This is a genomic window from Corallococcus exercitus (genome assembly GCF_003611585.1).
GTDB classification, from domain to species: domain Bacteria; phylum Myxococcota; class Myxococcia; order Myxococcales; family Myxococcaceae; genus Corallococcus; species Corallococcus exercitus.
The window spans coordinates 1-13,995 of the sequence record NZ_RAVW01000250.1 but is presented as its reverse complement, the minus strand read 5'-3'; the positions used below and the strand labels follow the sequence as shown (position 1 = coordinate 13,995).

The following is a 13,995-nucleotide window of genomic DNA, read 5'->3' as shown; positions in this document are numbered from 1 at the left end:
GGGAAGGGGCTGACGTCCGGCCAGCGCAAGGGGCTGGTCGTGGGGGGCGTGGGCCTGGTGCTCGCGGGGCTCGCGCTGGTGTTCCTGCTGCCCAAGGGCGGCGTGGAGGTGCGCAACGCGCAGGAGGGCGAGCGCGTCTACGTGTCCGGCGTGCTGCTGGAAGGCAGCAACGCCCTGCCGGAGGACCCCTCCGGCTGGCTCGTCTCCACGGCCGTGGAGGGCAAGCTGCACCGCTTCGGCAAGGTGCCGAAGTCGGAGCACATCGACCTGCGCACGCTCGCGGACGCCGCGCCCCAGGCGGACGCCCGGGGCACGCTCAGCGTCACCGGCGCCCAGGGCTGCCGCGTCGCGCTGGGCTCGCAGGTGCTCCAGGGCCAGACGCCGCTCTCCAGCCCCATGCCCGCGGGGCGCGAGTTCGAGGTGCGCGTCACCTGCGGTGGCAAGCCGGACGTCGTCCGCTGGGTGATGGCCATGCCAGGACAGGGCGTCGCGCTCGACGTGCCCTGAGCCGGACGCAATGACACGGGCCGGGGGCCTCCCCCGGTCCGGCGTCCAGTCCGCGCGCCCTACAGCTTCTTCAGCAGGAAGCTCCTGTAGGCGCCGTAGCCGGGCAGGTCCTCGCCGATGGAGCCGTCCACCTTCGCCTGGATGGCGAGGGTGCCGTCCTTCAGGTCCAGCGTGTACCCGGGTGCGTCCTTGTGCACGATGTGCACCGTCTGGATGCCCTCCCGGACGGCCTGCCTCCCGATGTCGTCGCGACACACGGACTTCAGGTCGTCGATGAGCCGGTCGAAGATGCCGTTGGAGAGCATCTGGATGGCGGCCACGGTGGTGAAGCTCGCCTCGTCCAGCGTCACCTGGAGGTCCGCGCCCCCCGCGGCCCGCTTCAGCTCCTCCACCTTCGACGCGAAGGACTCCTGCTTGAACGTGGCCCACTCCGTCCGCTCCGCCAGGCCCATGGTGCCGTGCTCCGTGCTGTGTCCAGGCCCGAGTGCCCGGCAGGGTGGGAACCGTCGTGGACGGGCCGCCCGTGTGTCAACGCCCGCACGGAGGTGAGGCTTCACGTCCTCAGTCGTGCGTCCCCACGTGCAGGTCGCCGTGTCGCACGCAGACCCAGTGGAAGGCGCACGAGCACGCCACCGCGCGGGCGTGCGTGCAGCAGCGGCCGCCGAAGTCCTCCGGCAGGGGCTCGCGCTCGGCGGGGGGCGGCTCGGGGAGCTCCCTGGGTGCGCCCCGTCCGGAGTCCGCGGGCACGCTGCCGCAGCAGCCGCGCTGGAGGCAGCCGGGACACAGCGACAATTCGCAGTGCGCGCACCAGTCGAACACCTCTCCGGCGGTGCCACGGCGCTCACAACCTCCACAGGCGTCGAACATGGGCGGCCTCCTCGCTCACTGGCGAACGAAGGTAGAGCAGGGGTCCGACATCACGGGTCGTGCGGGAACGCCTCGCGCTCCGGGAGGAGACAAGCGACGGCCAGGCGACGCTCGCGCCGCGCACCTTCCACGGGTGGACGGGACCGGGGCCGCACGCCGGTCCGTGAGCCCTTGCGGCGTTGGCCGGGGATTCGCATGGAACAGGGGCTCACGTAGTTCCGGTCTTTCGGGGAGGACGCAGTCATGCGCAGACACCGCCGCATCATCGGAGTCTTCGGCTCCGGCACGGAGGCCCACGAGGAGTGGGTCGTCCCCCTGGCGCGGTGGATTGCCGAGGCCGGCTTCGACCTGCTGACCGGCGCGGGCGGCGGCGTGATGAGCGTGGCCGCGGCGGCCTTCGTCCAGGTGGAGGGGCGGCGGGGGGCGTCCATCGGCATCATCCCCGGCACCGTCGGGGCGGATGGCCGCTACCAGCCCCGGCCCGGCTACCCGAACACGGACATCGAGATCCCCATCTACACGCACCTGCCCCTCAGCGGGGAGCAGGGCACGGACCCCATGAGCCGCAACCACATCAACGTGCTGACGCCGCACGCCCTGGTGGCGCTGCCCGGAGGGGCGGGCACCGCGGCGGAGGCCGTCCTGGCGCTGCGCTATGGCAAGCCGCTCATCCTGCATGGGCCGCCGGAGTCCTTCCGGCGCTTCCCGGCGGAGGCCGAGCGCACCACCTCCCTGGAGCGGGTGGCCGAGTTCCTCCTGGCCTCCACCCGCTAGGCGGCAGCCGGGCTGACGGGGGCCGGGCAGGGGGAAGGCGCCCCACGGGGAGGGAAAAGATTCTAGGATGGACGGCGTGGGGCAGGGTGCGCCCGGCAGCAGGACGCCCGGAGCCCTTGCCTCGCCCGCCATCATGATCAACCCCGACTATCCGCTGGCCAGCTGGTTCCTCGCGGTCTCCACCTCGGTCTTCGCGGTCGTCTACGCGCTGCCGCTGCTGTTCGTGCCGCTGCGCTGGGCGCGCTGGTTCAGGTGGGAGCTGCCCACGGGCAACAACGATTTGACGGTCTACTTCGCGCGCTGCCTGGGCGGCCTGGCGCTGTCCGTCATCATCGCGGTGGTGCAGTTCATCCCGGACCCCAAGAGCCACCTGGTCATCTTCGAACTCATCGGCCTCATTGGCGGCATCATGACGGCGGTGCACATCTGGGGCGCGGTGATGAAGCAGCAGCCCTGGACGGAGACGGCGGAGATTCCCCTCTACGGCGCCGTGTGCCTGGGCGCCCTCTACCTGCGCTACGCCACCTTGTCCTGAGCGGAAAGCCCCCGGGGAATGCCCTCCACGCAGCCCATCGATCCGGTTGTCGCGACGCTGGCGCCCTACATGCCGGCGGCCATCCTCGCGCGGCTCGGGAGCCAGGAGGCGGACGCGCTGCCCCGGGCGGAAGGGGTGCGGGGCGCCATCCTCCTGCTGGACATCGCGGGCTTCACGCCCATCGTGGTGGGGCTGAGCGGCGCGGGCCCGCGCGGCATCGACGCGCTCCAGCGCCTGCTGACGAACTACTACACGGAGATGATCGACGTGGTCCGCGACCACGGCGGGGACATCTACCAGTTCGCCGGTGACTCCATCCTCGCGTGCTTCGAGGCCGCGCCCGGAGAGGCGGATGGCGACGTCGTGCAGCGCGCGGCGGTGTGCGCGCTGGGCGTGCAGCGCAGGCTCGCGCGCTTCGCCCGGCTGGAGCTGCTGGGCCAGCGCTTCGGCGTGTCGTCGCGCATCGGCATCGGCTTCGGGGAGGCGACCCGCATCGTGATGGGCGCCACCGGCCTGTGGATGCACCCGGCGCTCGTGGGCGAGCCGCTGGCGCAGGCGGTGGGCGCGGAGAAGCAGGCCACGGTGTCGGAGGTCGTCCTGAGCCCCCGCGCGTGGGCGGCGCTGCCGGAGTCCGCGCGCCGGGGCGAGCCTCGCGAGGGGGGCAACCACCGGCTGGCGCTCGACGCGCCGGTGGAGGCCGAGCGACGCCCGCTGCCCGCGCCCACGGGCGGGGCGGAGCTGGTGGGCCGGTGCGCGCTGCTGCTGCACCCGGTGCTCTTCACGAAGATCACCACCGCGCACCAGGAGTTCGCGGGCGACTTCCGCGACGTCACCTGCTTCTTCGTGCGCTTCACCCACGCGTCGTCGGACGCGGATCCGGACGCCTTCACCCGCGACCTCAACGCCTACTACGAGTTCGTCCAGCGCGAGAGCGCCCACCACGGTGGCGTGCTGCTGATGACGGACTTCACGGACAAGGGCAACGTGCTCTACGTCCTGTTCGGCGCGCCCACCGCCCAGCAGAACAAGGAGGTGCTGGCGTGCCGGCTGGCCTGCAAGCTGCTCAAGGCGCGTGAGCAGTTCCCGTTCCTGGACGAGCTGCAGATCGGCATCGCCACCGGCCACGCCTACTGCGGCGACATGGGCTCGCCCACGCGCAAGGGGTACTCGGCGCTGGGCGAGGTCGTGAACATGGCCGCGCGCCTGATGACGCACGGCGGACGCCAGGGCGGGGTGCACCTGTGCGCCAACACCCAGACGCGCTCGCGGCAGGGCGGCTTCGCCACCGAGTTCGTGGAGGACGCGAAGCTCAAGGGCGTCTCGCGCTCCGTGCCGGTGTACCGGCTGCTGGGGGAGACGCGCCGCGGCCTCTTCATCAAGGGCCGGGGCGACATCATCGGCCGCAGCCGCGAGCTCAACCTGCTGCACGAGTCGCTCACCGCGTCCTTCGCCGGCCAGGGCCGCGTATGCGTGGTGTCCGGCGAGGCGGGCATCGGCAAGTCGCGGCTGGGCGCGCGCGTGCTGGAGGACGCGGAGGAGGGCGGCGCGCGGGCGCTGTACGGCGTCTGCTATTCCTACGAGGCCTTCACGCCCTTCTTCCCCTGGAAGGAGGTGCTGCTCCAGGCGTTCGGGCTGCATGACTCGGACGACACGGAGGCGCAGCTGACGCGTCTGCGCCAGGGGCTGGAGGGCCTGGAGGACGTGGGGCCGGAGTGGATCCCGGTGATGGCGGGCATCCTCGGCATGTCGCTGGAGGAGACGTCCGCCACGTCGGGGATGGACGCCCGGCGCAAGCAGCAGAAGGTGTTCCAGATCGTCTTCCAGCTCCTGGAGAACTTGAGCCGCGCGCAGCCGCTGCTGCTCTTCTTCGAGGACCTGCACTGGGCGGACTACATCTCGCTGGACCTGCTCCAGTACCTCGCGGTGCGCGTGGGCTCGCACCGCATCATGGTGCTGGCGACGATGCGCCCGGGCGACCAGGTCCGGGCCTTGCGAGAGCTGCCCGAGTTCCTCCCCGTGGACCTGGTGAGCCTGGACGAGGAGGACACGCGGGCGCTGTTGCGCGTGCACCTGCGCCTGTCGCCGCCGGACGTCGCGCTGGAGGACCGGCTGCTCGCGAAGGTGCAGGGCAACCCGTTCTTCATCGAGTCCATCGTGGAGGGCCTGGCGGAGCAGGGCTACCTGGGCCTGGCGGAGCCCGGCTCCACGCGGATGGAGCTCAAGCGCGGCCTGCAGGACCTGCTGCTGCCGGACTCCATCCAGGACGTGGTGCTGTCGCGCATCGACCTGCTCAGCGAGACGGAAAAGCTGGTGGTGAAGGTGGCGTCCGTCATCGGGCGCATCTTCACGCTGGACGCGGTGTCGGCGCTGGTGCCCACGCTTGGCGCACAGCGCCTGCGCGAGGCCATGGACACGCTCCAGCGCCTGGGCCTCATCCTGCTGGAGACGGAGGAGCCGTACACCTGCCTCTTCAAGCACATCGTCATCCGGGACGTGGCCTACAACACGCTCCTGGTGTCGGCGCGCGAGGACCTGCACCGCCGGCTCGCGCGCTACCTGGAGGTCCGCGCGAACGACAACCTCGCGGCCTCCGCGGGTCTGCTCGCGTTCCACTTCCTCGCGGGCAACGTGGAGGACAAGGGCCTGGAGTACACGCTGATGGCGGCCCGCAGCGCGCGCGCGCAGTACGCGAACGACGACGCGCTCTACCACTACAACCGCGGCGTGGAGCTCTTGGGCACCGTCGCCCCCGTGGACCCGGAGGCGATGCTCCTCAAGATGCGCCGGGTGATGCAGGAGCTGGCGGAGACGCTGCTCCAGGCGGGCCACTACGCCAACGCCATCCTGATGTTCGAGCAGTGCCTGGTGGACGAGGAGGATCCCCAGCAGCAGGCGGAGCTGCACCTGGGCCTGGGCCGCGCGCACCAGGAGAAGGGCGAGTCCGCGCTCGCTACGCAGCACCTGGAGAAGTCCCTGGTGCTCCGGGGCCGCAGCCTGCCGGGGAGCCTGGCCGCGCTGGGCCTGCGCACGCTGGCCAACCTGCTCTTGCGGGGGCTGGCGACGCTGCTGCCGTTCATCCTGCGGCCGCTGCCGGCGGCGCGGCTGGGCAACTACCTCCAGCAGCTGTCCACGCTCAACTCGCTCATCCGCATCTACTACTTCGCGGACATCATGAAGCTCACGTGGGCGACGTTGGTGTCCACGAACATGGCGGAGCGCTCGCGCAGCGACTACGCCATGAGCCTGGCGCGCGGCTACTACGGCACGCTCTTGTTCGGCGCGGGGCTGCTCAAGCGCTCGCGCTACCACTGCGAGAAGGCGCTGGAGTACGCGCGGCGCTCCAAGGACCCGGTGGCGGAGGGGCTCGCGCTCAGCCGCCTGGGCATCCAGGCCTTCTTCGCCAACGAGCTGCAGCGCGCCAGGGAGTTCCAGGAGGAGGCCGTCTCCACGCTGCGCCAGGTGGGCGAGCGCTGGGAGCGCCAGACGTCCCTGATGATGCAGGCCACGGGCGAGTTCCTCCACTCGCGCTTCCGCACGGCGGAGGCACTCTACGAGCAGATGAAGACCATTGGCGTGGAGCTCAACGCGCTGATGCACCAGGGCTGGGCGCACTCGTGGGCGCCCATGTGCCGCTACCTCTTGGGCGAAGGCGACGTGGGCGAGCTGTGCGCGCAGCTGGAGCAGGGCCTGCGCATCAGCGAGGAGGTGGCGGACCTGGCCAACCAGTGCGCCAGCCTCAACCACCTGGCCAACGTCACGGTGCGCGAGCACCAGGTGGAGGAGGCGGCGCTCGTCGCGGTGCGCTGCTTCAAGAGCATCTGGAGCTACCAGGTGCTGGTGCCCTTCCTCCAGGTGGGCCTGGTGGACGCGGCGGAGGCCGCCCTCTTCGCGCTGGAGGAGGGCGCCACGGTGGTGCCGCGCAAGGAGTTGCTGAGGATCGTGCGGCTGTCCTGCATCAAGGCGCGCGTCATCGCCCGGCTCTACCCGTACCTGAAGGGCCCGGCGCTGCGCGTGACGGCGCGCTCGCTGGCCCTGCGCAAGGGCCCCAAGGCCGCGGAGCCGGTGTTCCTGGAGGCCATCGCCGTCCTGGAGAAGAGCCCCAACCGCTGGGAGACGGGCGTGGCCTACTTCGACGCGGCGGTGGCGCTGCCGCACCGGCGCGAGGCCTTCCTCGCCCGCGCGCGCGCCATCTTCACGGAGGTGGAGGCCCGCGCGGAGCTGCGCCGCGTGGATCGCTTCCAGGCCGCGACCCGGCTTCCGCCCGCGGAGGTGCTGCCACTGCCCCAGGCTTCAGGTGCCCGTGACGCCCGCGTGATGTGACGCGCGGGGCGCATTCCTTGTCCCGTCAGGCAGGGCCCCTAGACTCCAGTGCTTCTTCCTCGCATCCGCACCGGGCCATGATCACCGCTCCGCTCCGTTACCAGCTCAGTCCCGTCATCGTCGGTTACATGCTCGTGGTGCACGCGCTGGCCGCGCTGGCGTTCTTCCTGCCCTGGCCGCCGTACGCGCTGCCGGTGGCGCTGGCCGTGTACGTGTCCATTGGCCTGGGCACGACGGTGGGGCTGCACCGCCTGCTGTGCCACCGCGCCTTCGCGTGCCCCCGCTGGGTGGAGTACGCGCTGGTGACGGTGGCCATGCTCACGGCGCAGGGCAGCCCGCTCCTGTGGGCCGCCAACCACCGGCTGCACCACGCCAAGGCGGACGCGGAAGGGGACGTGCACTCGCCGGTGCGCGGCTTCTGGTACGCGCACATGGGGTGGATCCTCAACGCGTCCTCCACGGAGGAGGACGGCTGGCGCACCTGGTGCCGCGACATGGCGAACGACGGCTACTACCACTGGCTCCTGCGCTACCGCATCGCGCCGCAGGTGCTGACGGTGCTCTTCGTGGGGCTGACGTTCGGCTGGCGCACGGTGCCCGCGTACTTCTTCCTGCCGGTGGTGTGCTGGATGCAGAGCACCTACGCGGTGAACTCCGTGTGCCACGCGGCGTTCGGCCACCGCGTCCACGACACGCGCGACCACAGCCGCAATGTGTGGTGGGTGAGCGTGCTGGCGCTGGGCGAAGGCTGGCACAACAACCACCACGCCTTCCCCGCGTCCGCGCGGCACGGCTGGGTGTGGTGGCAGTGGGATCCGGGCTGGCTCTTCATCCGTGCGCTGCGAGGCCTGGGTCTGGCGTGGGACGTGCGCCTGCCGTCCCGGGTCCAGTCAAGACCTGCGGCGTGAGGCCCAGCCGGGCCATCTGCTCCGCGTCCCAGGCTTCAATCGCATCCAGGCCCGCGATGTAGCGGCGCTCCTTGTTCTTCAGCGGGTTGCGGATGCTGACGATTTCGGGGCCGGAGAAGAGGATGGTCTGCTTGTAGCGGGGCAGGTCGCTCATCATCAGCTTGGACGCGTAGTGCCGAGCGATGTTGGGCAGGCTCCCCAGCGTGTTGCACAGCCGCTGGAAGTGCTCCACCACCTCCGACGCGTGCAGCTGCTTGGGCCGGTGGCACAGCGTGTAGCCGTCGTAGTCGCGGCTGATGGTGCCGGGCAGCAGCCGGTCCTCCGCCTGGAGCTCGCGGAAGAAGGGCGTCTCCGGGTAGGGGCACACGATGCCCAGGAACGTGACGGAGAAGTACTTCAGGTCCGCCAGGTACTCCGGCAGCCGGTGCAGGTACTCGTTGGTGTCCCCGTCCGAGCCGACGATGAGCCCGAAGGACAGGAGGATGCCGGCGGAGAAGACGCGGCGGATGACGGCGTCCACCTCCGACAGCTTGTTCTGGCCCTTGTTCATCGCCTTGATGGAGTCCGGGTTGAGTGACTCCAGGCCCGTGTAGACGTAGCGGCAGCCCGCCTTCGCCATCAGCTTCACCAGCGACTCGTCCTTGAGCACGTTGAAGGTGAGCGCGCAGCCCCAGGTCTTCTTCAGGGGGATGAGCGCTTCGCACAGCGCGCGCAGGTACTTGGGGGAACCGCCCAGGTTGTTGTCCAGGAAGACGAACGCGTCACCCATCAGCCCCAGGAAGTTCGGGTTCCAGCGCATGCGCGTCTGGATCTCGTCGATGACCTCCGGGATGGGCCGGAAACGGTAGCGCTCGTGGCCGGTGAGCACGCAGAAGTTGCAGGTGAAGGGACAGCCGCGCGACGCCTCGATGCCGGGCAGGCGCACCTTGTTGTGCGTGAAGTCGATGAGCTCGTAGCGGTACGGCCGGATGGCGGCGGCGCCCTGGGACGGCAGGCTGTAGCGCGGCTTCAGTTCGCCCTTCTCGAAGTCCGCGATGAGCGCGGGCACGTTGGACTCCGGCTCCCCGGTGATGACCGCGTCGAAGTACTTCGCCGCGTCGTCGGGGAAGTGGCCCGCGTGCCGGCCGCCCGCCACCGTCGTCATGCCGCGCTGGCGGAAGAGGGTGGAGAGCACCTTCGTGTGCTCGTAGTACGAGTGCAGGTACGAGAAGAAGACCAGGTCCCAGTGCCGGTCCAACGGCAGGTCCGCCTCCTTCTCGTTGAAGATCTCCACCTCTGCGTGCTCCGGGCACAGGCCCGCGATGAGCTCCGGCACGGAGGACTGCATGATGGAGGGTTCCTTGATCCGCAGCCGGGTCGGATGGGTGTACGTGGCGATGATGGCGATGCGCATGCGTGCGGGCCCGGCGACGGAGCGGAAGGAACGGGCCGAGCCCGTTCGTGAATGCACCTGCCGGACTGCGTCCCCCTTTCGTCGGCGGAGGATCACCCGGAGTCCGGGCAGTGGCAAAGGATCTCCGTCGCGCGCGCCGCACTCGGCGTGTTTCCGGTGGCAGCGGACGACCCAGGAGGACCTATCTCGCTTGGGGGGCGTGCTGATAGATATTTGAAACATGGATACTTCTTCCCCGCCAGCCGCCCCGGGTTGGCCGTTTAAACGTTACTTCTGGATTTCCATCGCGTTCGCGGTGGTGCTGGGCGCGCTGGTGCTGCGCGTGGGTTTCATGCCGGATGACTTCATCTGGCTGGGCGTCTGGGACCACGTGCCGCCGCCCGCGCCGCTGGGCAACACGCCCCTGGACGTGTACCGCACCGCCACGGGCATCCCGGAGCACACGCTGCGGCTGGCGCACGTGGGTGTCTTCCCGTGGTGGGTGGAGCCCTCCGTGCGCGTCGCGTTCTTCCGGCCCCTGGGCAGCCTGCTCTACGGACTGGACCACCTGCTCTACAACCGCGTCGCCGTGGCCTATCAGATGCACTCGGTGCTCTGGTACGTGGGCATGGTGGTGCTGGCGGGCGTGCTGCTCAAGCGCGTGCTGCCCACGGCGGTGGCGGGCGTGGCGATGTTCCTCTTCGCCATCTGGGGCTCGCACTCGGCGGTGCTGGGCTGGCTGTCCTACCGCAGCGTGGTGATGTCGCTGCTCTTCGGCATCCTGGGCATCTACTTCCACGTGAAGTGGCGCGAGGAGAAGCGCACGGGCTCGCTGGTGGGCGCGCTGGTGTCCTTCGCGCTGGCGCTGCTGTGCGGCGAGACCATGGTCATCCTCAGCCCGTACGTGCTGGCCTACGAGGCCTTCTCCGGGCCGGGGCAGGCGAAGGACAAGCTCAAGGGGCTCATCCCCTTCGGCGTGTTGATGGCCGGCTACTTCGCGCTGTACCGCGCGCTGGGCTACGGCGCGGGCGGCTCGGACATGTACCTGGACGCCGTGGGAACGCCGGTGGATTGGTTCAAGGCCATGCTCACCCGCGTCCCGGCCGCCATCGCGGGCCTGACGCTGAACGCGCCCCCGGACTTCATCTTCGACCAGTCCATGGTGCCCCTGTTCACGGTGCTGGGCGCCGTGGGGCTGACGCTGTTCGCGCTGCTCGTGTGGGGCGTGTGGCCCCGGCTGGAGGCCGCGGAGCGGCGCACGGTGGGCTGGATGCTGACGGGCGCGTTCGTGTCCACGTGGCTGGCCAACTCCGCGTTCGCCGGCTCGCGCACGCTCATCGTGCCCAGCCTGGGCATGGCGGTGGGCCTGGCTGTGGTGCTGCGCCACGCATGGCGGGGCAGGGCGCGCACGTTCCGCGCGGGCGCGGTGCTGGCTGGCGCCGCGGTGCTGGCCCTGGTGCACGTCGTGGGCGCGCCCTACATCTGGTGGCAGACCACGGAGGCCTATGCGCAGGCGGACGCCCTCATGGCGCGCGTGCAGATGCGCTACGAGGAGGCCCTGGACGAGTCGAAGCTGCCGGAGCAGCGGCTGGTGGTGCTCAACGCCCCCAACGGCATCATCGGCATCTACGGCTCCGTGCGGTGGTGGTCCACGGGCATGCCGCTGCCGAAGGCCTGGTGGGTGCTGTCCTATTCGATCAACGAGCAGAAGGTGACGCGCACCGGGCCCAACTCCCTGGAGCTGTCGTTCACCAAGGGCGGCCACTTCCTGGACTCCGTGGAGGAGCGCATCCACCGCGCCGCGCGCCACCCGGTGGCCCAGGGACAGGAGTTCGACATGAAGGGCCTGAAGGTGCGGATTGAGGAGATGGACGGGCAGTTCCCCACGCGCATCTCCTACACCTTCGACGTGCCGCTGGAGGACCCGTCGCTGAAGCTGGTCCAGTGGCAGAACAAGAAGGTGGTTCCCTACATCCCGCCGCCCGTGGGCGGGCCGCCGTCGGCCCTCAACGTCCGGTAGGGAAGGGCCGTGGCGCGGGGGCTCTCCCCGCGCCACAGGGCTTTTTTCAGCCCACCATCCGCACCACCGCCAGCGTGAGTCCGTAGACGATGACGGACACCAGCGCGGCGGCGGGGATGGTGAACACCCACGCCCAGATGATGCGGCCGGCGGTGCCCCACTTCACGGCGCGCCAGCCGCGCGTGGACCCCACGCCGACGATGGCGCCCGTGATGGTGTGCGTGGTGGAGACGGGGATTCCCAGCTCCGCCAGCGCGATGATGGTGACGCCGCCGCCCGTCTCCGCGCAGAAGCCGCCAATGGGCGCCAGCTTCGTGAGGCTGTGGCCCATGGTGCGGATGATGCGCCAGCCGCCGAAGAACGTGCCCAGCGCGATGGCCGCGTGGCAGGAGATGATCATCCACCAGTCGATGTGGAACGGGCGGTCGCGCCAGATGGTGCCGAAGAGCACCACCGCGATGATGCCCATGACCTTCTGCGCGTCGTTGGTGCCGTGGCTGTAGGAGAAGATGGCGGACGACACCAGCTGCAGCCGGCGGAACCAGGTGTCCACGCGCAGCGGCGTCTGACGGTGCACCGCCCAGGTGCTGGCCACCATCATCGCGATGCCCAGCGTCATCCCGATGAGCGGCGACAGCACGATGAAGGCCGCGATGCGCGCGATGCCGCTGCCCACCAGCCCCTGGAAGCCCAGCACCGGCAGCGTGGCGCCAATCATCCCGCCCGCCAGCGCGTGCGACGACGACGAGGGCAGCCCCCACCACCACGTGAGCAGGTTCCACGCGATGGCGCCCATGAGCGAGGAGAAGATGACCATCAACACCGCGGTGGGGCCGGCCGCGCGGAGCATGTCGAAGTTGATGATGCCCTTGCCCATGGTGTTGGCCACGTGCACGCCGCCCGCGAAGGCCGCCACGAAGTTGAAGAACGCGGCCCACGCCACCGCCAGGTTCGGCGACAGCACGCGCGTGGACACCACCGTGGCGATGGAGTTCGCCGCGTCGTGGAAGCCGTTGATGAAGTCGAAGACGAGCGCGACGATGACGATCAGGACGACCGCGGCGAGCAGCATCTCAGGAGTGCTCCAGCACGACGCCTTCGATGACGTTGGCCACACCCTGGCACTTGTCGGTGGCCGTCTCGATGAGGTCGAGGATCTCCTTCCACTTGATGATGGTCAGGGTATCCACGCCGCTCTTGAACAGCCGGCCCATGCCCGCGCGCAGGACTTCATCCGCCTGCGTCTCCAGGTGCTTGATCTCCTTGCAGCCCGCGAGGATCTGCTCCGGCTTCTTGATGAGCCGCAGCGCCGCGACGACCTCCTGCACCTTCTGCGTGGAGAGCACCAGCAGCCGCGCCAGCTCCGTGGCGTCCGGCCGGCTGGATTCAATCTCGTAGTACAGCAGCCGCGCGGCCGCCGCGTTGGTCAGGTCCAGCACGTCGTCGATGCGCGACAGGAGCGTGTGGATCTGTGCCCGGTCGAACGGGGTGATGAACTGCTGGTGGAGGCGGTTGAAGGCCGCGTGGGTGACGTCGTCGCCCTTATGCTCCACGTCCTTGAGGGCCTGGACGCGCGCGGGCACGTCCCGGTAGTCCGCGAGGAGCTCGTGCAGGAGCTTCGCTCCCTCGACGGTCCTCGCGCATTGCGCGTCGAAGTCGTCGAAGAACTCGTCCGACTTCGGCATCAGCTTTTCGAGCATGGGATCTCCCTCGGCGCCTGGAGGGACAGGCGCGGTCCGCCGCGGGAGGTCGGTGGCGCTTGGGTGTGACGCTCCCGTGACGCGGGGAGTGACTACCCTACCTGGAGAGATTCGCCAGTGTTCCGTGCGAAAACGTACGGATTCCAGGGGGTTGCGCTTGACGCAAGGGGCCGCTCAGACGACGCGGTTGCGCAGCTCCTCGAAGAATCCCACCCACAGCTGCCACATCTCCTCGGCGCCGCGGGTGATGGTGGCCAGCTCCTCGTCGGTGTACTGGAGCCCCACCGTGTGGCCGGCCGTCTCCACGTGGTCTGGCTCCTGCTTCACGTGGATGTCCACCCAGGGCAGGGCCTTGAGGCCCGTGGTGCGGCGCACCAGCTTGCCCAGCTTGGCCACCATGGTGAGGTCCGCCACCTCCGTGCCGTAGAGGAAGCCCAGGCCGGTGAGGTGGTTGTCCGTGGAGCGCTGGTAGCCGTCGATGAGCCGGCGCGTGGCGGGCGTCATGTCCGCCTCCGACACGCCCGCCTTCGTGAAGCCCGCGTCCGTCATCGTCTGGATGAAGAAGCGCTCGTGCGCGCGCGCCGGGTCTCCCTCGCCTACCTCCTGGTTCAGGATGTGGGTCACCGCCGTCTTCATCTCCATCTGGGGACAGACGGCGATGAGCTTGCTCAGGAAGTTGGGGAAGTAGTGCAGGGGGTGCCACCACTGCCCCAGCACCATCTCCGCCTGCTCGCGGCTGAAGGCCTTCTCATCCACCACCTCGAAGAAACGATGCTTGATGAGCTGCTCACGGTGGGGGTTCTTCGCGAGCGCCGCCTCGATGGTCTGGTTCCGCATTGCCGCCTCCAGGTTGGGTCCAAAAGGGCTGGGTCGGCGTTTATCACAAGGCAGTACTGCGATTCTTGGAATAATGGAAAGACAAGTTCAACGAGACTACGTGGTTTACCGTCAGTGTGGAACGTGCAGGCAGGCGTGGGTGGGCTGTTCGGGGT

At 69.6% G+C, this 13,995-nt stretch carries 11 protein-coding genes and 1 pseudogene; 6 read left to right on the top strand and 6 right to left on the bottom strand.

The features are described 5' to 3' along the window. Positions 1 to 507: pseudogene (locus D7W79_RS26795) on the top strand (serine/threonine-protein kinase); the annotation flags it as partial. Positions 508 to 566: 59 nt separating this feature from the next. Here the strand turns inward: D7W79_RS26795 and D7W79_RS26790 are convergent. Both D7W79_RS26790 and D7W79_RS26785 read right to left on the bottom strand, forming a co-directional pair. Beyond that, entirely contained in the window at positions 567 to 959 is a 393-nt protein-coding gene (locus tag D7W79_RS26790) for a hypothetical protein (protein ID WP_120528237.1), read from the bottom strand. 109 nt (positions 960 to 1,068) lie between these two features. Then, positions 1,069 to 1,374 carry a hypothetical protein gene (locus D7W79_RS26785; RefSeq protein WP_120528236.1) on the bottom strand — a complete coding sequence of 102 codons (306 nt, stop codon included), beginning with the start codon at positions 1,372 to 1,374 and terminating at the stop codon, positions 1,069 to 1,071. A gap of 243 nt (positions 1,375 to 1,617) precedes the next feature. On the opposite strand from D7W79_RS26785, the gene D7W79_RS26780 reads away from it, so the two are divergent. The 4 genes from D7W79_RS26780 (at position 1,618) to D7W79_RS26765 (ending at position 7,911) form a co-directional block, all read left to right on the top strand. Next, a complete protein-coding gene (locus D7W79_RS26780) occupies positions 1,618 to 2,148 on the top strand; it encodes an SLOG cluster 4 domain-containing protein (RefSeq protein WP_120528235.1) in 531 nt (176 codons plus the stop codon). 133 nt (positions 2,149 to 2,281) lie between these two features. Beyond that, the gene (locus D7W79_RS26775; protein WP_120528238.1) at positions 2,282 to 2,683 is read left to right on the top strand and encodes a hypothetical protein; all 402 of its coding nucleotides are present in this window, start codon (positions 2,282 to 2,284) and stop codon (positions 2,681 to 2,683) included. An 18-nt stretch (positions 2,684 to 2,701) separates the two neighbouring features. Continuing rightward, a complete protein-coding gene (locus D7W79_RS26770) occupies positions 2,702 to 7,003 on the top strand; it encodes an AAA family ATPase (protein WP_120528234.1) in 4,302 nt (1,433 codons plus the stop codon). A 77-nt stretch (positions 7,004 to 7,080) separates the two neighbouring features. Further along, positions 7,081 to 7,911, top strand: a complete 831-nt coding sequence (locus D7W79_RS26765) for an acyl-CoA desaturase (protein WP_120528233.1) — start codon at positions 7,081 to 7,083, stop codon at positions 7,909 to 7,911. Here D7W79_RS26765 and D7W79_RS26760 read toward each other — a convergent pair. Next, on the bottom strand, positions 7,832 to 9,304 hold the full coding sequence (locus tag D7W79_RS26760; protein ID WP_120528232.1) for a B12-binding domain-containing radical SAM protein: 1,473 nt from the start codon (positions 9,302 to 9,304) through the stop codon (positions 7,832 to 7,834). The genes D7W79_RS26765 and D7W79_RS26760 overlap by 80 nt on opposite strands. A gap of 220 nt (positions 9,305 to 9,524) precedes the next feature. On the opposite strand from D7W79_RS26760, the gene D7W79_RS26755 reads away from it, so the two are divergent. Beyond that, positions 9,525 to 11,303: a hypothetical protein gene (locus D7W79_RS26755; RefSeq protein ID WP_147442063.1), complete on the top strand. Its 1,779-nt coding sequence runs from the start codon at positions 9,525 to 9,527 to the stop codon at positions 11,301 to 11,303. A 46-nt stretch (positions 11,304 to 11,349) separates the two neighbouring features. Here the strand turns inward: D7W79_RS26755 and D7W79_RS26750 are convergent, their stop codons facing one another. The 3 genes from D7W79_RS26750 to D7W79_RS26740 all read right to left on the bottom strand — a co-directional run bounded on the left by D7W79_RS26750 (position 11,350) and on the right by D7W79_RS26740 (position 13,840). Then, entirely contained in the window at positions 11,350 to 12,375 is a 1,026-nt protein-coding gene (locus D7W79_RS26750; RefSeq protein WP_120528230.1) for an inorganic phosphate transporter, read from the bottom strand. Position 12,376: 1 nt separating this feature from the next. Further along, complete coding sequence (locus tag D7W79_RS26745; RefSeq protein ID WP_120528229.1) at positions 12,377 to 13,003, bottom strand: DUF47 domain-containing protein; 627 nt, start codon at positions 13,001 to 13,003, stop codon at positions 12,377 to 12,379. A gap of 174 nt (positions 13,004 to 13,177) precedes the next feature. Next, positions 13,178 to 13,840 carry an iron-containing redox enzyme family protein gene (locus tag D7W79_RS26740; RefSeq protein ID WP_120528228.1) on the bottom strand — a complete coding sequence of 221 codons (663 nt, stop codon included), beginning with the start codon at positions 13,838 to 13,840 and terminating at the stop codon, positions 13,178 to 13,180. Positions 13,841 to 13,995: the final 155 nt, after the last annotated feature.